The following is a 20,546-nucleotide window of genomic DNA, read 5'->3' as shown; positions in this document are numbered from 1 at the left end:
CACTCCGTTCACACGCTTTAGGCTTGACTCCGGAGCCTCACGGGGCAAACAGCCGCATTCCCGGATGTTTGCCCCTGGGACCGGGCTTCCCAGCAAAGATCACCTGGCGCCGATGAAGTAAGGCGTACAGAACCACTCCACAGGAGGACCCCAGTGGCGAAGGCGAAGTTCGAGCGGACTAAGCCGCACGTCAACATCGGCACCATCGGTCACATCGACCACGGTAAGACGACCCTCACGGCCGCCATTACCAAGGTGCTGCACGACAAGTACCCGGACCTGAACGAGGCTTCGGCCTTCGACCAGATCGACAAGGCTCCCGAAGAGCGCCAGCGCGGTATCACCATCTCCATCGCGCACGTCGAGTACCAGACGGAGGCGCGTCACTACGCCCACGTCGACTGCCCGGGTCACGCGGACTACATCAAGAACATGATCACCGGTGCCGCGCAGATGGACGGCGCGATCCTCGTGGTCGCCGCCACCGACGGCCCGATGCCGCAGACCAAGGAGCACGTGCTCCTGGCCCGCCAGGTCGGCGTTCCGTACATCGTCGTCGCCCTGAACAAGGCCGACATGGTGGACGACGAGGAGATCCTGGAGCTCGTCGAGCTCGAGGTCCGTGAGCTCCTCTCCGAGTACGAGTTCCCGGGCGACGACGTCCCGGTCGTCAAGGTCTCGGCGCTCAAGGCGCTCGAGGGCGACGCCGAGTGGGGCCAGTCCGTCCTGGAGCTCATGGACGCCGTCGACAGCGCGATCCCGGAGCCGGAGCGCGACGTCGACAAGCCGTTCCTCATGCCCATCGAGGACGTCTTCACGATCACCGGTCGCGGTACGGTCGTCACCGGCCGTATCGAGCGTGGTGTCCTGAAGGTCAACGAGACCGTCGACATCATCGGCATCAAGACCGAGAAGACCACCACCACGGTCACCGGTATCGAGATGTTCCGTAAGCTGCTCGACGAGGGCCAGGCCGGTGAGAACGTCGGTCTGCTGCTCCGCGGCATCAAGCGCGAGGACGTCGAGCGCGGCCAGGTCATCATCAAGCCGGGTTCGGTCACGCCGCACACCGACTTCGAGGCCCAGGCCTACATCCTGTCCAAGGACGAGGGTGGCCGCCACACGCCGTTCTTCAACAACTACCGTCCGCAGTTCTACTTCCGTACGACGGACGTGACCGGCGTGGTGACCCTCCCCGAGGGCACCGAGATGGTGATGCCGGGTGACAACACCGAGATGAAGGTGGAGCTCATCCAGCCCATCGCCATGGAAGAGGGCCTGAAGTTCGCCATCCGCGAGGGTGGTCGCACGGTGGGCGCCGGCCAGGTCACCAAGATCACCAAGTAAGTTCCCTTGCTTGAGGGTCACTTGACCTGAAAGGGCCCGTACGACTCCGGTCGTACGGGCCCTTTCGCGTTGCCGGGGCCGACTTCACGGCGGTTGCGGCAGTCACGGCAGTAGGCCCCCGGCTGCGGGGTACGGATCGCGCGCTCGCAGCCCTCGCAGCTGTGGAGCCGTGCGGGGGCGGCGGGGTTTCCGTGGCCGGGCCGAAGGCCGCCGGGCTCAAGGGTGCCCGGCGATGGCGATGGCGCGGCCGGCGGCAGCAGCTCGGTGAGGCGGTGGGCGAGGAGGGCCGCCGGGTTGCGGAGGGGCTCGGGGAGATCCGCGGTCAGGGCATGGCGTACGGCCTCCGGGCGCGCGCCGCGTTCGAGCCAGGCGGCGACGGCCGGTGCGAGGTGCCGGACGGCGCGCTCGGCCAGGAGCAGGCGGGGGTCGCGGTGGTGGAGCGTGGCGAGAAGGGCGGTGGCGCTGCGCTGGCGAGCGAGGTCGGGATCGGGGGTGTGGGGCGCGGGGAGCGGGGGTTTGGACGGCTGGGGCTGGGGCTGGGGCTGGGGCTGGGGCGCGGTGTCGGGGGCTGCTTGGGGTGTGGGTGCGGGCGCGGGTGTGGGAGTTGGTGCGCGTGCTGGCGCGGGCGTGGGCTTCGGCCTGGGCGTCGGGGCAGATCCGGGCTCGGGCGTCGGGGTGGGGCCGGGCTGGGGGTGTGGGGCCGCGGGCGGTGGTGGTACGGCTGCGGCTGCCGGGCCTGGGGGCCGCTGGGGAGCGGGCGCGGTGTCGGGCTGAGGCTGTAGGGCCGCGGGTGGTGGCGGTGCGGCGGCTGTCTGGTTCGAGGGCCGCTGGGGAGCGGGCGCTGGGCCGGGCTGGGGCTGTGGGGCCGCGGGTGGTGGCGGTGCGGCGGTGGATGCCGGGTTCGGGGGCCGCTGGGGGGCGGGCGCGGGGCCGTTGGCGGGGTGAGCGGCCTGGGGCTGGTTGTACGAGACCGTGTGCGTCACGATGCGGCCGTTGGGGAGGCGTTTGCGGATCTGGGCCAGGTAGCCGTGGGCCTTCAGCTCGCGCAGGGCGGCGGCGATACGGGTCTCGCCCTCGGGGAAGCGGTCGGCGAGGGTCTTGATGTCGACGCGGGCCTGGTCGGGCAGCGACTGGATGTGCAGCGCGAGGCCCATCGCGACGAGGGAGAGCTGCCGGTGCTGGGCGAGATGGTTGCCGACGACCGTGTAGCGCGTGGTCTGCGCGGTCTTGATGTGGGTGATGCCGCGCGGATTGAGCGCCTGCGCGCACGAGGGCGCGCTAAGGTTCTGGGTATCCATCGGGAAGGTCTCGCTTCCTCGGTGGTCAGGCCCTCGCACTGGGATTGCCGTCCCGGCGGGGGCCGACGCATGTCTGCGGTGGTGTGATCGCGGCGAGCATATGCCAGCGAACCGGTCGGAAAGCCAGCCGAGTTGAGGATCATCACGGTATTCGTCCCGAAGTCATGGAAAAGCTTTGATCACGCGCCGGGCCGGTCGGTGGAGCACCGGGGCGTGGCGGGCCGCGATCCGGTGGGGCGGAACTCGACTTCGGCCCAGACGGTCTTGCGCGGGGTGCGGCCCGGGGCGAATCCCCAGCGGTCGGCGAGCGGCGTCCACGAGCAGGAGTCCCCGGCCGGACTCGCCGTCCGGCGCGGGCTGTTGAGCCCGGGGCATCCGGTCACCGCGTGTGTCGGTGACCTCGATGCGGAGCGTGTCGCCGATGACGTAGAGGGTGAGCCGGAAGTCCCTGCCGGGGACGCGGCCGTGGGTCACCGCGTTGGCGGCGAGCTCGGCCACGATGTGCTCCGCCGGGTGCGTCGGCAGCCCCCAGGACCGGAGTTGCTCGGTGGCCAGCAGGCGGGCGAGGCGGGCGCCGCGGGGGGTTGCCGACAGGAGCTGGGTGAAGTCACGGCTGCGGCCGTCGAGTTGGGCCGTGGGGGCAGCGGCGATTTCCTGATTCATGTCACTCAGCGTGGCTGGTTCCGCCTACCGTGATGAGTGACGATGCCATTGCGTACGGTTACTGTCCGAGGCTTGTCCGGTGGTGTCCGGGCTGTCGGAGCGGGGCGGACGGGTAGGGGCGTGGCGGACGGCGAGGTACGACGGAGGGGTTCGCGCGATGTCGGTGGACGCGGAGCCGGGGCGGCTCAGGACCGAGGCGGACGAGCCGGGCTGGGAGGTGGACCCGGACGATGAGTGGGGAGTCGCGGTCATCGCCACGGTGGGGCGGCAGTTGAGGCTGCGGCGCGAGGCGGCGGGGATGCGGGCGGCCGAGTTCGGGCAGGCGGTCGGGTACGGGGAGGACCTCGTCTACAAGATCGAGGGCGGGAAGCGGATTCCCCGGCAGGAGTATCTGGACAGGGCCGACGAGGTGTTGGACGCGGGCGGCATGGTCTCCGCGATGTGGGAGGACGTGAAGAAGGTCCGGTACCCCAAGCAGGTACGGGACTTGGCGCAGATGGAGGCCAGGGCGGTCGAGTTGGGCGTCTACGTCGGGCTCAGCATCCACGGTTTGTTGCAGACGCCGGACCACGCTCGTGCCCTGTTCGAGGCCTGGCAGCCGGCGTACTCGCCGGAGGAGGCGGAGCAGATGGTCGCCGCCCGCATGGCGCGGAAGGCCATTTTCGAACGCTCGCCTGCCCCGGCGCTCAGCTTCGTGCAGGAAGAGGCGGCGCTCCGTCGTCCGGTCGGAGGCACAATGGTGTGGCGTCGGCAGTTGGAACATCTGCTGGAGGTGGCGCGAATGCGCAACGTCACGCTCCAGGTGATGCCGACGAAAGCCGAGGCTCACCCGGGACTGAGCGGCAGGATCGAGGTTCTGAAGTTCGCGGACGGCGCTGCGGTGGGCCGTTCCGACGGGGCGTTCAACGGACGGCCGATCACCGATCCGAAGCAGCTGCGCATCCTTGAGCTGCGGTATGGCACCATCCGAGCGCAGGCTCTCACCCCACGGGAGTCGCTGGCCTTTGTCGAGCAAGTGCTGGGAGAGACATGACCCGCAAGACGTCCGCCGACCTGGTCTGGTTCAAGAGCAGCTACAGCGACGGCCCTGACGGCAACTCCTGCGTCGAACTCGCCCTCACTCCCGAAGCCGTCCACGTCCGTGACTCCAAGGTCGTCGAAGGACCCCAGTTCACGGTCGCCCCCACCGCATGGGCACGCTTCCTGCCGTACGTGTCCGAAGGCTGAGCCACCGCCGGCTCACGGCAGCAAGGTGAACGACGCGACGTGCGCGGGCCGCACCGCGCCGAAGTGCTTGCGGTCGACCGTGGCCACCTCCTCGACTCCGAGGCGCTCCGCGCAGGCGATCACCGAGGCGTCGACCATGCCCAGGGGGAGATCGACGTAGCGGGCGGTCAGCTCGGCGATGCGCAGCCAGTCGCCGGGATGGACGGGCTCGACGGTGAACAGGCCCTCCGCGAAGTCCTGGGCGAGCAGCAACTCGGCTCTGGGTCCGAGGCGGCGCTCGGCCAGGTGGGCCACTTCGGCGATGACGAGGCTGGGAACGAGGAGCGGGCCGGGATGCGATTCGAGGAGCCGGCGGCAGGCCGTGTGCCAGGAGTCGCGCCGGTCGAGCAGCGCATAGAGGGGACCTGCGTCGACGATCAGAGCGCTCATGCGCTGAGCCGTCGTCGGCCGGTTCCCTCCTCTTCGGCGACTATGTCCCGCCCCTCGGCGAGCCCGGCCAGCAGTTCCTCCATGCGCTCGGAGATGTCCGTGCGGCCGCTGTCACCTGCGCCCGCGGAACGGAAGGTCCGGCGCGGCACCGCTTCATGGCGGTCGTCCCCGCCCGGCAGATGGGCCGCGATGGCCTCCCTGGTCCACTCGGAGACCGTCATGCCCCGCCGCGCCGCCTCGTGGCGCATCCTCGCGTCGAGGGCGTCGTCGACCTTTACCGTGGTCCGCTTCACGTATGCCAGCATACCTCCGTCGACCGGGCCGGCTCAGGCGGTTTCGCCGCGTACGGAGGTCGGTCAGGTCCACCCGCCAGGTCCACCCGCGCGGTGGACGAGCGGATCGGCCGTCGGCTGGACGCCACCGCCAGGCGTCAAGGGAGCGCCTGTTTGACCTACGTCACCTTCGGGGTATTCTCTCCGGCTCGATTGGCGGAGGCCGTGTCCTGTATGGCAGACTAGCGGGGTTGCTCGGTCGAGTGTTGATGCTGCGCGCCTCCCGCCGGGAGGACCGGAAGCGAGTCCCACAGTACTCGTCGCCCCAACTGCCTTACGGCAGCGCTGGAGCGGACGTACGGGAATCTTTCGGGAAGTGTCAGTGCGGCACTGGCCAGGCACCCGGTGGGCCTCCGCCCCCGGCCTGCGGTTCCGGAAGGGCCGCGTTTCCCGGACGAGGGATGTTCGAACAAGGGGCATCTGTGTCAGCGGGGGCGCGACACACCCGACCGCGTGGGTCGGAGGAGCGGGTGACGGAACACCGGGTTCCAGAGCGTTAAACGAGACAAAGGACTACTGAGTAGCCATGGCGGGACAGAAGATCCGCATCCGGCTCAAGGCCTACGACCACGAGGTCATCGACTCCTCGGCGAAGAAGATCGTCGAGACGGTGACCCGCACTGGTGCGTCGGTCGCGGGCCCGGTGCCGCTGCCCACTGAGAAGAACGTGTACTGCGTCATCAAGTCGCCGCACAAGTACAAGGACTCGCGCGAGCACTTCGAGATGCGCACGCACAAGCGCCTGATCGACATTCTCGACCCGACCCCCAAGACCGTTGACTCTCTGATGCGACTCGACCTCCCGGCCGGTGTCGACATCGAGATCAAGCTCTGAAGGCCGGTGATCTGAGAATGGCTAAGCAGATCAAGGGCATCCTGGGCGAGAAGCTCGGCATGACGCAGGTGTGGGACGAGAACAACCGCGTTGTTCCCGTCACCGTCGTCAAGGCCGGCCCCAACGTCGTGACCCAGGTCCGCACGAACGACGCCGACGGCTACGAGTCCGTCCAGATCGCGTTCGGCGAGATCGACCCGCGCAAGGTGAACAAGCCCCTCAAGGGCCACTTCGCCAAGGCCGACGTCACTCCCCGCCGCCACCTCGTCGAGATCCGTACCGCCGACGCCGGCGAGTACACCCTCGGCCAGGAGATCACCGCTGAGGTGTTCGAGGCCGGCATCAAGGTCGACGTGACCGGCAAGAGCAAGGGCAAGGGCTTCGCCGGTGTCATGAAGCGTCACAACTTCAAGGGCCTCGGCGCCGGTCACGGCACCCAGCGCAAGCACCGCTCGCCCGGTTCCATCGGTGGCTGCGCCACCCCGGGCCGCGTGTTCAAGGGCCTCCGCATGGCGGGTCGCATGGGCAACGAGCGGGTCACCACCCAGAACCTGACCGTCCACGCCGTTGACGCGGAGAAGGGTCTGCTGCTCATCAAGGGCGCTGTCCCCGGTCCGAACGGCGGCCTCGTCCTGGTCCGCACCGCGGCCAAGGGGGCCTGAGGTAACCGATGAGCACTGTTGACATCCTTTCGCCTGCCGGCGAGAAGACCGGTAGCGTCGAGCTCCCCGCGGAGATCTTCGGCGTGGAGAAGGTCAGCATCCCGCTGATCCACCAGGTCGTCGTCGCGCAGAACGCGGCTGCCCGCCAGGGCACGCACAAGACCAAGACCCGCGGTGAAGTCCGTGGTGGTGGCAAGAAGCCGTACCGCCAGAAGGGCACCGGCCGCGCCCGTCAGGGCTCGACCCGCGCCCCGCAGTTCGCCGGCGGTGGCGTCGTCCACGGCCCGCAGCCGCGCGACTACTCGCAGCGGACCCCGAAGAAGATGAAGGCTGCCGCCCTGCGTCACGCCCTCACCGACCGGGCCCGCCACAACCGCATCCACGTCGTCTCCGGCGTGATCGAGGGCGAGACCCCCTCCACCAAGGCCGCTCGCACGCTGTTCGGCAAGATCTCGGAGCGCAAGAACCTGCTCCTGGTCGTCGACCGCGCCGACGAGGCCGCGTGGCTGTCCGCCCGCAACCTGCCCCAGGTCCACATCCTGGAGCCGGGCCAGCTGAACACGTACGACGTGATCGTCTCTGACGATGTGGTCTTCACCCAGGCCGCCCTGGAGTCCTTCGTGTCCGGCCCGAACAAGGCCAACGACACCGAAGGGAGCGAGGCCTGATGGCTACGCGTCACCCGAGCATTGCCTCCAAGGCCGCGAAGGCGGCCAAGGCCGCGCGCGTCGCCAAGGCGCGCCGCCACGAGGCCGAGGGCAAGAACACCGTCGTCACCGCGCCCAGCAAGGCGTACACGGACCCCCGTGACGTGCTGCTGAAGCCGGTCGTGTCGGAGAAGAGCTACGCGCTCCTCGACGAGAACAAGTACACGTTCATCGTCGACCCCAACGCCAACAAGACCCAGATCAAGCAGGCCGTCCAGGCGGTCTTCTCGGTCAAGGTCACCGGGGTCAACACGATCAACCGCCAGGGCAAGCGCAAGCGCACCAAGACCGGTTTCGGTCAGCGTGCCGCCACCAAGCGCGCGATCGTGACCCTTGCCGAGGGCGACCGTATCGACATCTTCGGCGGTCCGACCGCCTGAGGGCGGTCCGGATCGTCCGATATCGGACGAGGACTGAGAAATGGGAATCCGCAAGTACAAGCCGACTACGCCGGGCCGTCGTGGTTCCAGCGTCGCCGACTTCGTCGAGGTCACGCGGTCCACGCCGGAGAAGTCGTTGGTCCGCCCCCTGCACAGCAAGGGTGGCCGTAACAACTCCGGTCGTGTGACCGTCCGCCACCAGGGCGGTGGCCACAAGCGCGCCTACCGCGTGATCGACTTCCGTCGTCACGACAAGGACGGCGTGCCGGCGAAGGTCGCGCACATTGAGTACGACCCCAACCGCACCGCGCGCATCGCGCTGCTGCACTACGCCGACGGCGAGAAGCGCTACATCCTCGCCCCGCGCAACCTGTCGCAGGGCGACCGCGTCGAGAACGGCGCTGGGGCCGACATCAAGCCGGGCAACAACCTGGCGCTCCGCAACATCCCGGTCGGTACCACGATCCACGCGATCGAGCTCCGTCCCGGTGGCGGCGCCAAGTTCGCCCGCTCCGCCGGCGCTTCCGTGCAGCTGCTCGCGAAGGAGGGCTCGATGGCCCACCTCCGCATGCCGTCCGGTGAGATCCGTCTGGTCGACCAGCGCTGCCGCGCCACGGTCGGCGAGGTCGGCAACGCCGAGCAGAGCAACATCAACTGGGGCAAGGCCGGCCGCAAGCGCTGGCTGGGCGTCCGCCCGACCGTTCGCGGTGTGGCGATGAACCCGGTTGACCACCCCCACGGTGGTGGTGAGGGCAAGACCTCCGGTGGTCGCCACCCGGTCAGCCCCTGGGGTCAGAAGGAGGGTCGTACTCGTTCGCCGAAGAAGGCTTCGAACAAGTACATCGTCCGCCGCCGCAAGACGAACAAGAAGCGCTAGGAGCGGGTTTAGATGCCGCGCAGTCTCAAGAAGGGGCCCTTCGTCGACGACCACCTGATCAAGAAGGTGGACGCACAGAACGAAGCCGGTTCCAAGAACGTCATCAAGACCTGGTCCCGTCGCTCGATGATCATCCCGGCCATGCTGGGCCACACGATCGCGGTGCACAACGGCAAGACCCACATCCCGGTGTTTGTCACCGAGTCGATGGTCGGCCACAAGCTCGGCGAGTTCTCGCCGACGCGCACCTTCCGGGGTCACGTCAAGGACGACCGGAAGTCGAAGCGCCGCTAAGCGCGGGGTGGAATGACCATGACAGACACTGGAAGGACAACCATGGAAGCCAGGGCCCAGGCGCGGTACATCCGCGTCACGCCCATGAAGGCCCGCCGCGTGGTGGACCTCATCCGTGGCATGGACGCCACGGAGGCTCAGGCGGTCCTGCGTTTCGCCCCGCAGGCCGCGAGCGTGCCGGTCGGCAAGGTGCTGGACAGCGCCATCGCCAACGCCGCGCACAACTACGACCACACCGATGTCGACAGCCTCTTCATCTCCGAGGCCTACGTCGATGAGGGCCCGACCCTGAAGCGGTTCCGTCCGCGCGCCCAGGGCCGTGCCTACCGGATCCGCAAGCGGACCAGCCACATCACCGTGGTCGTCAGCAGCAAGGAAGGAACCCGGTAATGGGCCAGAAGGTAAACCCGCACGGGTTCCGGCTCGGCGTCACGACCGACTTCAAGTCGCGTTGGTACGCCGACAAGTCCTACAAGGAGTACGTCGGCGAGGACGTCGCCATCCGTCGGATGATGACGTCCGGCATGGAGCGCGCCGGCATCTCGAAGGTGGAGATCGAGCGCACCCGTGACCGCGTGCGCGTCGACATCCACACCGCGCGTCCGGGCATCGTCATCGGCCGCCGCGGCGCCGAGGCCGACCGTATCCGCGGCGACCTGGAGAAGCTGACCAAGAAGCAGGTCCAGCTCAACATCCTCGAGGTCAAGAACCCGGAGACGGACGCTCAGCTGGTGGCCCAGGCCGTCGCCGAGCAGCTCTCCTCCCGCGTCTCCTTCCGTCGCGCCATGCGTAAGAGCATGCAGTCGGCGATGAAGGCCGGCGCCAAGGGCATCAAGATCCAGTGCGGTGGCCGCCTCGGTGGCGCCGAGATGTCCCGCTCGGAGTTCTACCGCGAGGGCCGTGTGCCCCTGCACACGCTCCGCGCGAACGTGGACTACGGCTTCTTCGAGGCCAAGACGACCTTCGGCCGCATCGGCGTGAAGGTCTGGATCTACAAGGGCGACGTCAAGAACATCGCCGAGGTCCGCGCCGAGAACGCCGCTGCCCGCGCCGGCAACCGCCCGGCCCGTGGTGGCGGCGGCGCCGACCGCCCGGCCCGCGGTGGCCGTGGTGGCGAGCGTGGCGGTCGCGGTCGTAAGCCGCAGCAGGCTCCGGCTGCCGAGGCCCCCAAGGCCGACGCTCCCGCCGCCGCTCCGGCTGAGAGCACCGGAACGGAGGCCTGACCGAAATGCTGATCCCCCGTAGGGTCAAGCACCGCAAGCAGCACCACCCGAAGCGCCGTGGCATGGCCAAGGGCGGTACGACGGTTGCGTTCGGCGAGTACGGCATCCAGGCGATGACCCCGGCCTACGTGACCAACCGCCAGATCGAGGCGGCCCGTATCGCGATGACCCGCCACATCAAGCGTGGCGGCAAGGTCTGGATCAACATCTACCCGGACCGTCCGCTGACCAAGAAGCCTGCCGAGACCCGCATGGGTTCCGGTAAGGGTTCGCCGGAGTGGTGGATCGCGAACGTTCACCCGGGTCGGGTGATGTTCGAGCTGTCCTACCCGAACGAGAAGATCGCCCGTGAGGCCCTGACTCGCGCCGCCCACAAGCTGCCGATGAAGTGCCGGATCGTCAAGCGCGAGGCAGGTGAAGCGTGATGTCGGCCGGTACCAAGGCGTCCGAGCTGCGCGAGCTGGGCAACGAGGAGCTTCTGGCGAAGCTCCGCGAGGCCAAGGAAGAGCTGTTCAACCTCCGCTTCCAGGCGGCGACGGGCCAGCTCGAGAACCACGGTCGGCTCAAGGCCGTCCGTAAGGACATCGCGCGGATCTACACCCTGATGCGTGAGCGCGAGCTGGGCATCGAGACGGTGGAGAGCGCCTGATGAGTGAGAGCAACGTGACTGAGCAGACTGCAGAGGCCCGCGGCTTCCGCAAGACCCGCGAGGGTCTCGTCGTCAGCGACAAGATGGACAAGACCGTCGTCGTCGCCGTCGAGGACCGCGTCAAGCACGCGCTGTACGGCAAGGTCATCCGCCGTACCAACAAGCTCAAGGCCCACGACGAGCAGAACGCCGCCGGCGTCGGCGACCGCGTCCTCCTGATGGAGACCCGGCCGCTGTCCGCGACGAAGCGCTGGCGCGTCGTCGAGATCCTCGAGAAGGCCAAGTAGGTAATTCCCGCAAGGGAATTCCGGTAAGTACGCCTGCGGGCAAACCCGCAGGACGGTTCCGCCAGGCTCCAACGGGGCTGAGTGATCAGCCCCGTTGGGGAACCGGCAGACAAACAGGAGATAGACGTGATCCAGCAGGAGTCGCGACTGCGTGTCGCCGACAACACTGGTGCGAAGGAGATCCTTTGCATCCGTGTGCTCGGTGGCTCCGGTCGCCGCTACGCGGGCATCGGTGACGTCATCGTCGCCACCGTCAAGGACGCGATCCCCGGTGGCAACGTGAAGAAGGGTGACGTCGTCAAGGCGGTCATCGTTCGCACCGTCAAGGAGCGCCGCCGTCCGGACGGCTCGTACATCCGCTTCGACGAGAACGCCGCCGTCATTCTGAAGAACGACGGCGACCCTCGCGGCACCCGCATCTTCGGCCCGGTCGGCCGTGAGCTGCGCGAGAAGAAGTTCATGAAGATCATCTCGCTCGCGCCGGAGGTGCTGTAAGCATGAAGATCAAGAAGGGCGACCTGGTCCAGGTCATCACCGGTAAGGACAAGGGCAAGCAGGGCAAGGTCATCGCGGCCTTCCCCCGCGAGGACCGCGTCCTGGTCGAGGGTGTCAACCGGGTCAAGAAGCACACCAAGGCCGGGCCGACCGCTCGCGGTTCGCAGGCCGGCGGGATCATCACCACCGAGGCGCCGATCCACGTCTCCAACGTCCAGCTGGTCGTTGAGAAGGACGGCAACAAGGTCGTGACCCGCGTTGGTTACCGCTTCGACGACGAGGGCAACAAGATCCGCGTTGCCAAGCGGACGGGTGAGGACATCTGATGGCTACCACCACGACCCCGCGTCTGAAGCAGAAGTACCGCGAGGAGATCGCGGGCAAGCTGCGTGACGAGTTCAAGTACGAGAACGTCATGCAGATCCCCGGCCTCGTCAAGATCGTGGTCAACATGGGTGTGGGCGACGCCGCCCGCGACTCCAAGCTGATCGAGGGCGCCATCCGCGACCTCACCACGATCACCGGTCAGAAGCCGGCCGTCACCAAGGCCCGCAAGTCCATCGCGCAGTTCAAGCTGCGCGAGGGTCAGCCGATCGGTGCCCACGTCACGCTCCGTGGCGACCGCATGTGGGAGTTCCTGGACCGCACCCTGTCGCTCGCGCTCCCGCGCATCCGCGACTTCCGTGGTCTGTCCCCCAAGCAGTTCGACGGCCGTGGCAACTACACCTTCGGTCTCACCGAGCAGGTCATGTTCCACGAGATCGACCAGGACAAGATCGACCGCGTCCGGGGTATGGACATCACCGTGGTGACCACGGCGACCAACGACGCTGAGGGCCGCGCGCTCCTTCGTCACCTCGGCTTCCCCTTCAAGGAGGCGTGAGCGAGATGGCGAAGAAGGCTCTGATCGCGAAGGCTGCTCGCAAGCCCAAGTTCGGCGTGCGTGGCTACACGCGCTGCCAGCGCTGCGGCCGTCCCCACTCCGTGTACCGCAAGTTCGGCCTGTGCCGCGTGTGCCTTCGTGAGATGGCTCACCGTGGCGAGCTGCCGGGCGTGACCAAGAGCTCCTGGTAATCACCTAATTCAGGGATTACCCGGGCTCTCGGTAAGCATCTGGGTCGGCAGGGGCTCACCTCCGCATGCCTTAGGCTTGTGGGGTTGGGCGTCTGCCGCCCGTACGACTTACTACGCCGTAGGTCCACCGCGCCGCACCCGTCCCGTCTCGGATCGGGGAGAGGGATGGCGCACCAGGAAACCCCGGCGAGAGAGGCCACAGGCCAATTCATGACCATGACTGATCCGATCGCAGACATGCTGACGCGTCTGCGGAACGCGAACTCGGCGTACCACGACTCCGTGACGATGCCGGCGTCCAAGATCAAGTCTCACATCGCGGAGATCCTCCAGCAGGAGGGCTTCATCACGGGCTGGAAGGTCGAGGACGCCGAGGTCGGCAAGAACCTCGTCCTGGAGCTGAAGTTCGGCCCCAACCGTGAGCGCTCCATCGCGGGGATCAAGCGCATCTCCAAGCCCGGTCTCCGGGTGTACGCGAAGTCCACCAACCTGCCGAAGGTGCTCGGCGGCCTCGGCGTGGCGATCATCTCCACGTCGCACGGGCTCCTCACCGACAAGCAGGCCGGCAAGAAGGGCGTAGGCGGAGAAGTCCTCGCCTACGTCTGGTAGCAGAAGGGAACGGAGGAAACAGCTATGTCGCGCATCGGCAAGCTCCCCATCGCGGTTCCCGCCGGCGTGGACGTCACCATCGACGGCCGGACCGTGTCGGTCAAGGGTCCCAAGGGCTCGCTGACTCACACCGTCGTGGCACCGATCGACATCGCCAAGGGTGAGGACGGCGTCCTGAACGTCACCCGCCCCAACGACGAGCGTCAGAGCAAGGCCCTGCACGGCCTGTCCCGCACGCTGGTGGCGAACATGATCACCGGCGTGACCCAGGGTTACGTGAAGAAGCTCGAGATCAGCGGTGTCGGTTACCGCGTGACCGCCAAGGGCTCGAACCTCGAGTTCGCGCTCGGTTACAGCCACCCGATCCTCGTCGAGGCCCCCGAGGGCATCACCTTCAAGGTGGAGAACCCGACCCGTTTCTCGGTCGAGGGCATCGACAAGCAGAAGGTCGGCGAGGTTGCGGCCAACATCCGCAAGCTGCGCAAGCCCGACCCGTACAAGGCCAAGGGCGTCAAGTACGAGGGCGAAGTCATCCGCCGCAAGGTCGGAAAGGCGGGTAAGTAAGCCATGGCATACGGGCAGAAGATCCTGAAGGGCGACGCCTACAAGCGCGCCGCGATCAAGCGCCGTCACATCCGGATCCGCAAGCGGATCAACGGTACGGCGGAGCGTCCCCGTCTGGTCGTGACCCGCTCCAACCGCCACATCGTGGCGCAGGTGATCGACGACCTGAAGGGCCACACCGTGGCTTCGGCGTCCACGCTGGACACGTCCATCCGCGGTGGCGAGGGCGACAAGTCGGCGCAGGCCAAGCAGGTCGGCGCCCTGGTCGCCGAGCGTGCCAAGGCCGCCGGTGTCGAGGCCGTCGTGTTCGACCGTGGTGGTAACCAGTACGCCGGGCGCATCGCCGCCCTGGCGGACGCCGCCCGCGAGGCCGGACTCAAGTTCTGAGTCCTGGTTCCGTAGCTAGCGGAGACAGAGAGAGGTAATTCCAATGGCTGGACCCCAGCGCCGCGGTGGCGGTGCCGGTGGCGGCGAGCGGCGGGACCGGAAGGGCCGTGACGGCGGCGCAGCTGCCGCCGAGAAGACCGCGTACGTTGAGCGCGTCGTCGCGATCAACCGCGTCGCCAAGGTTGTGAAGGGTGGTCGTCGCTTCAGCTTCACCGCGCTGGTCGTGGTGGGCGACGGTGACGGCACCGTGGGTGTCGGTTACGGCAAGGCCAAGGAGGTGCCGGCCGCCATCGCCAAGGGCGTTGAGGAGGCCAAGAAGCACTTCTTCAAGGTCCCCCGTATCCAGGGCACCATCCCGCACCCCATCCAGGGTGAGAAGGCTGCCGGCGTCGTCCTGCTCAAGCCCGCGTCCCCCGGTACCGGTGTTATCGCCGGTGGCCCGGTGCGCGCCGTGCTCGAGTGCGCCGGTATCCACGACGTGCTGTCGAAGTCGCTCGGCTCCGACAACGCGATCAACATCGTGCACGCGACCGTGGAGGCCCTGAAGGGTCTTCAGCGTCCCGAGGAGATCGCGGCCCGCCGCGGTCTGCCGCTCGAGGACGTCGCCCCCGCGGCCCTGCTGCGTGCGCGTGCCGGGGCGGGTGCGTGATGGCTCAGCTGAAGATCACGCAGACGAAGTCCTACATCGGCAGCAAGCAGAACCACCGTGACACCCTGCGTTCCCTGGGCCTCAAGCGCCTCGGTGACGTGGTCGTCAAGGAGGACCGCCCCGAGTTCCGCGGCATGGTGCACACCGTCCGCCACCTCGTGACGGTCGAGGAGGTCGACTGATCATGGCGGAGAACAACCCGCTCAAGATCCACAACCTCCGTCCCGCCCCGGGCGCCAAGACCGCCAAGACCCGTGTGGGTCGTGGTGAGGCGTCGAAGGGTAAGACGGCCGGTCGTGGTACCAAGGGCACGAAGGCCCGTTACCAGGTTCCGGAGCGCTTCGAGGGCGGCCAGATGCCGCTCCACATGCGCCTCCCGAAGCTGAAGGGCTTCAAGAACCCGTTCAAGACCGAGTTCCAGGTCGTGAACCTCGACAAGCTGGCGGCGCTGTACCCGGAGGGTGGCGAGGTCACCGTCGAGGGGCTCGTCGCCAAGGGCGCGGTTCGCAAGAACAGCCTCGTCAAGGTCCTCGGCCAGGGCGAGATCTCCGTGGCGCTCCAGGTGACGGTCGACGCCGTCTCCGGTTCCGCCAAGGAGAAGATCACCGCCGCCGGCGGTACCGTCACCGAGCTCGTCTGAACACATCAGGCGTCTCGATGACTTGAGCGATCCCGACCGGGGATGCCCCACAAATGGGGTATCCCCGGTTGGTCGTTCCTAGGGCGGCTGTGTCGCCGGTAAGGTGGCCTGCACTGCCCACTTTCACAAGGTGCGCCCGGACGGGCACCTTGAGCGGCAGTCGCCCGTTACACATGTCGTTGTTCTTATTGGACCTTCAAGACCGTCACCCTTGACGCACTTGCGCGGGGGTCGCAGGAGGCACCGTGCTCACCGCGTTCGCCCGGGCGTTCAAGACGCCCGACCTGCGCAAGAAGCTGCTCTTCACGCTCGGCATCATCGTGGTCTACCGGGTGGGTACCCACGTACCGATCCCCGGCGTCGACTACACGTCCGTCCAGCGCTGCGTGGACGAGGCGTCCGGCAACCAGGGCCTCTTCGGGCTGGTGAACATGTTCAGCGGCGGTGCGCTGCTGCAGATCACGGTCTTCGCGCTGGGCATCATGCCGTACATCACGGCGAGCATCATCCTTCAGCTGCTGACCGTGGTCATCCCACGCCTGGAAGCCCTCAAGAAGGAGGGCCAGGCCGGCACCGCGAAGATCACGCAGTACACCCGTTACCTGACCGTGGCGCTCGCGATCCTCCAGGGCACCGGCCTGGTGGCCACCGCCCGCAGCGGCGCCCTCTTCTCCGGCTGCACGGTCGCGAGCCAGATCGTCCCCGACCGCGCGATCTTCACCACCGTCACCATGGTCATCTGCATGACCGCCGGCACCGCCGTCGTGATGTGGCTCGGTGAGCTCATCACCGACCGCGGCATCGGCAACGGCATGTCGATCCTGATGTTCATCTCGATCGCCGCGACCTTCCCGGCCTCGCTGTGGGCCATCAAGAAGCAGGGCACCCTGGCGGGCGGCTGGATCGAGTTCGGCACGGTCATCGCCGTCGGCCTCGTGATGATCGGCCTCGTGGTCTTCGTCGAGCAGGCCCAGCGCCGCATCCCGGTCCAGTACGCGAAGCGCATGATCGGGCGCCGGTCCTACGGCGGCACCTCGACGTACATTCCGCTGAAGGTCAACCAGGCGGGCATCATCCCTGTGATCTTTGCCTCCTCGCTGCTCTACATTCCGGCGTTGGTCGCGCAGTTCGCCGGTGGAACCGCGGGCTGGAAGACCTGGATCGAACAGAATCTCGCAAAGCCGGACGCGCCCGCGCACATCACGCTGTACTTCTTCCTGATCATCTTCTTCGCCTTCTTCTACGTGGCCATCTCGTTCAACCCCGAGGAAGTCGCGGACAACATGAAGAAGTATGGTGGCTTCATCCCGGGCATCCGGGCTGGCCGACCGACCGCTGAGTACCTGAGCTACGTGCTCAACCGGATCACCTGGCCGGGTTCGCTGTACTTGGGTCTGATCGCTCTCGTCCCGACAATGGCGTTGGCTGGTTTCGACGCGAACCAGAACTTCCCGTTCGGCGGTACCAGCATCCTGATCATCGTGGGTGTCGGCCTCGAGACGGTGAAGCAGATCGAGAGCCAGCTTCAGCAGCGCAATTACGAAGGGTTCCTCCGCTGATGCGAATCGTCCTCGTCGGGCCGCCGGGTGCCGGAAAGGGTACGCAGGCCACGCGCCTTGCCGAGAAGCTGCGCGTTCCGCACATCTCCACGGGCGACCTTTTCCGCACCAACATCAGCCAGCAGACGGAGCTCGGGAAACTCGCGAAGTCCTACATGGACGCCGGCGACCTCGTCCCCGACGAGGTGACCATCGCCATGGCCAAGGACCGCATGGGCCAGCCGGACGCCAAGCGCGGCTTCCTGCTGGACGGCTTCCCGCGCAACGTCTCGCAGGCCGAGGCGCTGGACGAGCTCCTCACCACCGAGGGCATCAAGCTGGACGCGGTACTGGACCTGGAGGCCCCCGAGGAGGAGGTCGTCAAGCGGATCGCCGGCCGGCGCATCTGCCGCAACGAATCCGCCCACGTCTTCCACGTGACGTACAAGAAGCCGGCGAAGGACGGCGTGTGCGACGTGTGCGGCGGCGAGCTGTACCAGCGCGACGACGACTCCGAGGAGACCGTGCGCACGCGGCTGGAGGTCTACCACACGCAGACCGAGCCGATCATCCAGTACTACGAGTCGCAGGGCCTGGTCACCACCATCTCCGCGATGGGCGAGGTCTCCGAGGTCACCCGCCGCGCGATGGCGGCCCTGCCCCAGCTGGAGGACTGAGCGCACTCGCACTGAGCGCCCGCGGTCCCGTAGTACCGAGGAACTCGAGGAACCACGAAGAGGCCCCCGCCGTCCACCGGACGCCGGGGGCCCCTTCGTTTCCCGGCGCTTCGGCGTGCGTCTGTGCGTGCGCGTATCCTGGAGGGCCGCGATACCAGTGGCCAGGAGGCGCAAGCGAGCATGGTGCAGATCAAGACCCCCGAGCAGATCGCCAAGATGCGTGCGGCGGGGCTGGTCGTCGCCGCGATCCACGCGGCCACCCGTGAGGCCGCGGTGCCCGGGGCCACGACGAAGGACCTGGACGAGGTCGCCCGCAAGGTGCTCGCGGAGAACGGCGCCAAGTCGAACTTCCTCGGGTACGGCGGCTTCCCCGCCACCATCTGTACCTCCGTGAACGACGTCGTCGTCCACGGCATCCCCTCCGACGAGGTCGTGCTGAAGGACGGGGACGTCATCTCCATCGACTGCGGCGCGATCATCGACGGCTGGCACGGCGACGCCGCGTACACCGCGTTCGTCGGCTCGGGGCACGCCCCGGAGCTGGTCGAACTCTCCCGGGTGACCGAGGAGTCGATGTGGGCCGGCATCGCGGCGATGAAGCAGGGCAACCGGCTCGTCGACGTCTCCCGCGCCATCGAGACGTACATCCGTCGCCAGCCGAAGCCCGGCGGCGGCCGGTACGGCATCATCGAGGACTACGGCGGCCACGGCATCGGCACCGAGATGCACATGGACCCGCACCTGCTGAACTACGTCGACCGGCGGCGGGGGAAGGGGCCGAAGCTCGTCCCCGGGTTCTGTCTCGCCATCGAGCCGATGGTCTCCCTGGGCACCCCCAGGACGGAGGTCCTCTCGGACGACTGGACCGTCATCACGACGGACGGCACCTGGTCCTCCCACTGGGAGCACTCGGTCGCGCTGACCGAGCAGGGTCCGCTCGTCCTGACCGCCCCGGACGGCGGCAAGGCCAAGCTGGCGGAGCACGGTGTGGAGGCCGCGCCGGATCCGCTTGCTTAATGATCTTCGTCGTGGGGCAGGCTTTCCCGATTCGTGTTTCTGGGGGCGCTGACGTAGACTGAATCGTCGGCTCTTGTGCACCCGCATGTCTGCATGCGCCCCTAGGGAATCCAACGGGAACGCCCAGGAGTCGATCAAGGTAGTCGATTCGAAGGGCGAAGCGTGGCCAAGAAGCAAGGTGCCATCGAGATCGAGGGCACTGTCGTCGAGTCTCTTCCGAACGCCATGTTCAAGGTCGAGCTCCAGAACGGCCACCAGGTCCTGGCACACATCAGCGGCAAGATGCGCATGCACTACATCCGCATCCTCCCTGACGACCGGGTCGTGGTGGAGCTGTCTCCGTACGACCTGACGCGTGGCCGGATCGTCTACCGCTACAAGTAGATCTTGCCCACGCCCCGTGCGCCTCTGGTGCCCGGGGCGCCGGCAACTGACCCGGAGAACCTCATCACATGAAGGTCAAGCCGAGCGTCAAGAAGATCTGCGACAAGTGCAGGGTGATCCGCCGTCACGGTCGGGTCATGATCATCTGCGACAACCCGCGCCACAAGCAGCGCCAGGGCTGATCGCACACTGATCACACCCTCTGCATCGATATCGCAGAGACTTCGCGCGACGCGAGCTGAATATGTTCATACGCAGGACCCAGGCGACCTCGACACTCGTCTGACACCCCCGGTTCGGAGGCCGGGGACCCAGTTCGTACCTGGTACGGCGGCTGGGAGCAGGTTCTGCGGAAGACCTCCGAAGATCACCAGGAGCCATTGAAATGGCACGCGTTTCCGGTGTTGACATCCCGCGCGAAAAGCGCGTGGAGGTCGCCCTCACCTACGTGTTCGGCATCGGCCGGACCCTCTCGCAGGAGACGCTGGCTGCGACCGGCATCGACCCGAACACCCGTGTTCGGGACCTGACCGAAGAGCAGCTGGTCGCCATCCGCGAGTACGTGGACAACAACATCAAGACCGAGGGTGACCTCCGTCGCGAGATCCAGGCCGACATCCGCCGCAAGGTCGAGATCGGCTGCTACCAGGGTCTTCGTCACCGTCGTGGTCTGCCCGTCCGCGGTCAGCGCACCAGCACCAACGCCCGCACCCGCAAGGGCCCGCGTCGCGCCATCGCCGGCAAGAAGAAGCCGGGCAAGAAGTAGTCCGCAGCGGACTCGCCGTCCAGCGGTCTTCGCTGTAGGACCGACCACCTCCAGTAGGAGTTTTCCACATGCCCCCCAAGGGACGTCAGGGCGCTGCCAAGAAGGTGCGCCGCAAGGAAAAGAAGAATGTCGCGCACGGCCAGGCGCACATCAAGAGCACGTTCAACAACACGATCGTGTCCATCACGGACCCGGCCGGCAACGTGATCTCCTGGGCCTCCGCCGGCCACGTCGGCTTCAAGGGCTCCCGCAAGTCCACGCCGTTCGCCGCGCAGATGGCCGCCGAGTCGGCTGCCCGCCGCGCTCAGGAGCACGGCATGCGCAAGGTCGACGTGTTCGTCAAGGGTCCGGGCGCCGGTCGTGAGACCGCCATCCGTTCCCTCCAGGCCACGGGCCTCGAGGTCGGCTCCATCCAGGACGTCACCCCGACCCCGCACAACGGCTGCCGTCCGCCGAAGCGCCGCCGCGTCTGACGCACGGCTCACGGCGGCTCGGCTTCCGGCTGGGGGTGTGGGGGTCGTCCCCCACATGTCGCA

Annotated in this window: 34 protein-coding genes and 1 pseudogene; 31 read left to right on the top strand and 4 right to left on the bottom strand. The window is 67.4% G+C overall.

What is annotated here, in order from left to right:
- Positions 1-153: 153 nt before the first annotated feature.
- A complete protein-coding gene (tuf, locus tag ACFYX4_RS08475; RefSeq protein WP_389327963.1) occupies positions 154-1,347 on the top strand; it encodes an elongation factor Tu in 1,194 nt (397 codons plus the stop codon).
- Positions 1,348-1,364: 17 nt separating this feature from the next.
- Here the strand turns inward: tuf and ACFYX4_RS08470 are convergent, their stop codons facing one another.
- Both ACFYX4_RS08470 and ACFYX4_RS08465 read right to left on the bottom strand, forming a co-directional pair.
- Positions 1,365-2,645, bottom strand: coding sequence for a hypothetical protein (locus ACFYX4_RS08470; RefSeq protein WP_389327960.1), 1,281 nt, complete (start codon positions 2,643-2,645; stop codon positions 1,365-1,367).
- A gap of 179 nt (positions 2,646-2,824) precedes the next feature.
- Positions 2,825-3,308: pseudogene (locus tag ACFYX4_RS08465) on the bottom strand (ATP-binding protein).
- 157 nt (positions 3,309-3,465) lie between these two features.
- Here ACFYX4_RS08465 and ACFYX4_RS08460 point away from each other — a divergent pair.
- A complete protein-coding gene (locus ACFYX4_RS08460; RefSeq protein WP_389327957.1) occupies positions 3,466-4,341 on the top strand; it encodes a helix-turn-helix domain-containing protein in 876 nt (291 codons plus the stop codon).
- The gene (locus ACFYX4_RS08455; protein WP_389327954.1) at positions 4,338-4,535 is read left to right on the top strand and encodes a DUF397 domain-containing protein; all 198 of its coding nucleotides are present in this window, start codon (positions 4,338-4,340) and stop codon (positions 4,533-4,535) included. The genes ACFYX4_RS08460 and ACFYX4_RS08455 overlap by 4 nt, the downstream gene beginning before the upstream one ends.
- A gap of 12 nt (positions 4,536-4,547) precedes the next feature.
- Here ACFYX4_RS08455 and ACFYX4_RS08450 read toward each other — a convergent pair whose 3' ends face one another.
- Together ACFYX4_RS08450 and ACFYX4_RS08445 are read right to left on the bottom strand one after the other, a co-directional pair.
- Entirely contained in the window at positions 4,548-4,964 is a 417-nt protein-coding gene (locus ACFYX4_RS08450; protein WP_389327951.1) for a type II toxin-antitoxin system VapC family toxin, read from the bottom strand.
- A complete protein-coding gene (locus ACFYX4_RS08445; RefSeq protein WP_389327948.1) occupies positions 4,961-5,257 on the bottom strand; it encodes a CopG family transcriptional regulator in 297 nt (98 codons plus the stop codon). Before ACFYX4_RS08445 ends, ACFYX4_RS08450 begins: the two co-directional genes overlap by 4 nt.
- A gap of 565 nt (positions 5,258-5,822) precedes the next feature.
- On the opposite strand from ACFYX4_RS08445, the gene rpsJ reads away from it, so the two are divergent.
- The 28 genes from rpsJ to rpsK all read left to right on the top strand — a co-directional run bounded on the left by rpsJ (position 5,823) and on the right by rpsK (position 20,483).
- Positions 5,823-6,131: a 30S ribosomal protein S10 gene (gene rpsJ, locus ACFYX4_RS08440; RefSeq protein WP_003948644.1), complete on the top strand. Its 309-nt coding sequence runs from the start codon at positions 5,823-5,825 to the stop codon at positions 6,129-6,131.
- 17 nt (positions 6,132-6,148) lie between these two features.
- Positions 6,149-6,793 (top strand): 50S ribosomal protein L3, encoded by a 645-nt coding sequence (gene rplC, locus ACFYX4_RS08435; RefSeq protein ID WP_385387545.1) that lies wholly within the window; start codon positions 6,149-6,151, stop codon positions 6,791-6,793.
- An 8-nt stretch (positions 6,794-6,801) separates the two neighbouring features.
- Complete coding sequence (gene rplD, locus ACFYX4_RS08430) at positions 6,802-7,461, top strand: 50S ribosomal protein L4 (protein ID WP_389327945.1); 660 nt, start codon at positions 6,802-6,804, stop codon at positions 7,459-7,461.
- Positions 7,461-7,880 carry a 50S ribosomal protein L23 gene (gene rplW / locus ACFYX4_RS08425; protein WP_385066698.1) on the top strand — a complete coding sequence of 140 codons (420 nt, stop codon included), beginning with the start codon at positions 7,461-7,463 and terminating at the stop codon, positions 7,878-7,880. Before rplD ends, rplW begins: the two co-directional genes overlap by 1 nt.
- A 40-nt stretch (positions 7,881-7,920) precedes the next feature.
- Positions 7,921-8,757 carry a 50S ribosomal protein L2 gene (gene rplB, locus ACFYX4_RS08420; RefSeq protein ID WP_389327941.1) on the top strand — a complete coding sequence of 279 codons (837 nt, stop codon included), beginning with the start codon at positions 7,921-7,923 and terminating at the stop codon, positions 8,755-8,757.
- Between the two features lie 12 nt (positions 8,758-8,769).
- A complete protein-coding gene (gene rpsS, locus ACFYX4_RS08415; protein WP_010986346.1) occupies positions 8,770-9,051 on the top strand; it encodes a 30S ribosomal protein S19 in 282 nt (93 codons plus the stop codon).
- 42 nt (positions 9,052-9,093) lie between these two features.
- The gene (rplV, locus tag ACFYX4_RS08410) at positions 9,094-9,441 is read left to right on the top strand and encodes a 50S ribosomal protein L22 (RefSeq protein ID WP_006130776.1); all 348 of its coding nucleotides are present in this window, start codon (positions 9,094-9,096) and stop codon (positions 9,439-9,441) included.
- On the top strand, positions 9,441-10,274 hold the full coding sequence (rpsC, locus tag ACFYX4_RS08405; protein WP_389327937.1) for a 30S ribosomal protein S3: 834 nt from the start codon (positions 9,441-9,443) through the stop codon (positions 10,272-10,274). The genes rplV and rpsC overlap by 1 nt, the downstream gene beginning before the upstream one ends.
- Before the next feature lie 5 nt (positions 10,275-10,279).
- Complete coding sequence (rplP, locus tag ACFYX4_RS08400) at positions 10,280-10,699, top strand: 50S ribosomal protein L16 (RefSeq protein WP_358800135.1); 420 nt, start codon at positions 10,280-10,282, stop codon at positions 10,697-10,699.
- Entirely contained in the window at positions 10,699-10,923 is a 225-nt protein-coding gene (rpmC, locus tag ACFYX4_RS08395; protein ID WP_003974259.1) for a 50S ribosomal protein L29, read from the top strand. Before rplP ends, rpmC begins: the two co-directional genes overlap by 1 nt.
- Positions 10,923-11,210: a 30S ribosomal protein S17 gene (gene rpsQ, locus ACFYX4_RS08390; protein WP_003992363.1), complete on the top strand. Its 288-nt coding sequence runs from the start codon at positions 10,923-10,925 to the stop codon at positions 11,208-11,210. The genes rpmC and rpsQ overlap by 1 nt, the downstream gene beginning before the upstream one ends.
- 126 nt (positions 11,211-11,336) lie before the next feature.
- On the top strand, positions 11,337-11,705 hold the full coding sequence (gene rplN / locus ACFYX4_RS08385) for a 50S ribosomal protein L14 (RefSeq protein WP_003998823.1): 369 nt from the start codon (positions 11,337-11,339) through the stop codon (positions 11,703-11,705).
- 2 nt (positions 11,706-11,707) lie between these two features.
- Positions 11,708-12,031, top strand: a complete 324-nt coding sequence (gene rplX / locus ACFYX4_RS08380; RefSeq protein ID WP_389327932.1) for a 50S ribosomal protein L24 — start codon at positions 11,708-11,710, stop codon at positions 12,029-12,031.
- The gene (gene rplE / locus ACFYX4_RS08375; RefSeq protein WP_016434630.1) at positions 12,031-12,588 is read left to right on the top strand and encodes a 50S ribosomal protein L5; all 558 of its coding nucleotides are present in this window, start codon (positions 12,031-12,033) and stop codon (positions 12,586-12,588) included. Before rplX ends, rplE begins: the two co-directional genes overlap by 1 nt.
- Positions 12,589-12,593: 5 nt before the next feature.
- A complete protein-coding gene (locus ACFYX4_RS08370) occupies positions 12,594-12,779 on the top strand; it encodes a type Z 30S ribosomal protein S14 (protein ID WP_003948630.1) in 186 nt (61 codons plus the stop codon).
- A 210-nt stretch (positions 12,780-12,989) separates the two neighbouring features.
- The gene (gene rpsH / locus ACFYX4_RS08365; protein WP_007384075.1) at positions 12,990-13,388 is read left to right on the top strand and encodes a 30S ribosomal protein S8; all 399 of its coding nucleotides are present in this window, start codon (positions 12,990-12,992) and stop codon (positions 13,386-13,388) included.
- Between the two features lie 24 nt (positions 13,389-13,412).
- Complete coding sequence (gene rplF, locus ACFYX4_RS08360) at positions 13,413-13,952, top strand: 50S ribosomal protein L6 (RefSeq protein ID WP_389327929.1); 540 nt, start codon at positions 13,413-13,415, stop codon at positions 13,950-13,952.
- Between the two features lie 3 nt (positions 13,953-13,955).
- A complete protein-coding gene (gene rplR / locus ACFYX4_RS08355; protein ID WP_355741603.1) occupies positions 13,956-14,339 on the top strand; it encodes a 50S ribosomal protein L18 in 384 nt (127 codons plus the stop codon).
- 43 nt (positions 14,340-14,382) lie between these two features.
- Entirely contained in the window at positions 14,383-14,988 is a 606-nt protein-coding gene (gene rpsE / locus ACFYX4_RS08350; protein WP_009190144.1) for a 30S ribosomal protein S5, read from the top strand.
- The gene (gene rpmD / locus ACFYX4_RS08345) at positions 14,988-15,170 is read left to right on the top strand and encodes a 50S ribosomal protein L30 (RefSeq protein WP_009190145.1); all 183 of its coding nucleotides are present in this window, start codon (positions 14,988-14,990) and stop codon (positions 15,168-15,170) included. Before rpsE ends, rpmD begins: the two co-directional genes overlap by 1 nt.
- Positions 15,171-15,172: 2 nt before the next feature.
- Positions 15,173-15,628, top strand: coding sequence for a 50S ribosomal protein L15 (rplO, locus tag ACFYX4_RS08340; protein WP_003974249.1), 456 nt, complete (start codon positions 15,173-15,175; stop codon positions 15,626-15,628).
- Between the two features lie 245 nt (positions 15,629-15,873).
- Positions 15,874-17,187 (top strand): preprotein translocase subunit SecY, encoded by a 1,314-nt coding sequence (gene secY / locus ACFYX4_RS08335; RefSeq protein WP_389327926.1) that lies wholly within the window; start codon positions 15,874-15,876, stop codon positions 17,185-17,187.
- Positions 17,187-17,843, top strand: coding sequence for an adenylate kinase (locus ACFYX4_RS08330; RefSeq protein WP_389327923.1), 657 nt, complete (start codon positions 17,187-17,189; stop codon positions 17,841-17,843). Before secY ends, ACFYX4_RS08330 begins: the two co-directional genes overlap by 1 nt.
- A gap of 180 nt (positions 17,844-18,023) precedes the next feature.
- Positions 18,024-18,860 (top strand): type I methionyl aminopeptidase, encoded by an 837-nt coding sequence (gene map / locus ACFYX4_RS08325; protein ID WP_389327920.1) that lies wholly within the window; start codon positions 18,024-18,026, stop codon positions 18,858-18,860.
- Positions 18,861-19,022: 162 nt separating this feature from the next.
- Entirely contained in the window at positions 19,023-19,244 is a 222-nt protein-coding gene (gene infA / locus ACFYX4_RS08320; RefSeq protein WP_003948620.1) for a translation initiation factor IF-1, read from the top strand.
- A gap of 68 nt (positions 19,245-19,312) precedes the next feature.
- Complete coding sequence (gene rpmJ, locus ACFYX4_RS08315; protein ID WP_003948619.1) at positions 19,313-19,426, top strand: 50S ribosomal protein L36; 114 nt, start codon at positions 19,313-19,315, stop codon at positions 19,424-19,426.
- Between the two features lie 203 nt (positions 19,427-19,629).
- The gene (gene rpsM / locus ACFYX4_RS08310) at positions 19,630-20,010 is read left to right on the top strand and encodes a 30S ribosomal protein S13 (RefSeq protein ID WP_389327917.1); all 381 of its coding nucleotides are present in this window, start codon (positions 19,630-19,632) and stop codon (positions 20,008-20,010) included.
- A 68-nt stretch (positions 20,011-20,078) separates the two neighbouring features.
- A complete protein-coding gene (gene rpsK, locus ACFYX4_RS08305) occupies positions 20,079-20,483 on the top strand; it encodes a 30S ribosomal protein S11 (RefSeq protein WP_010354218.1) in 405 nt (134 codons plus the stop codon).
- Positions 20,484-20,546 lie beyond the last annotated feature (63 nt).

Origin of the sequence: Streptomyces sp. NPDC002328 (assembly GCF_042890065.1) — a bacterium.
GTDB lineage: Bacteria > Actinomycetota > Actinomycetes > Streptomycetales > Streptomycetaceae > Streptomyces.
This window is presented reverse-complemented; position numbering and strand designations above follow the sequence as displayed.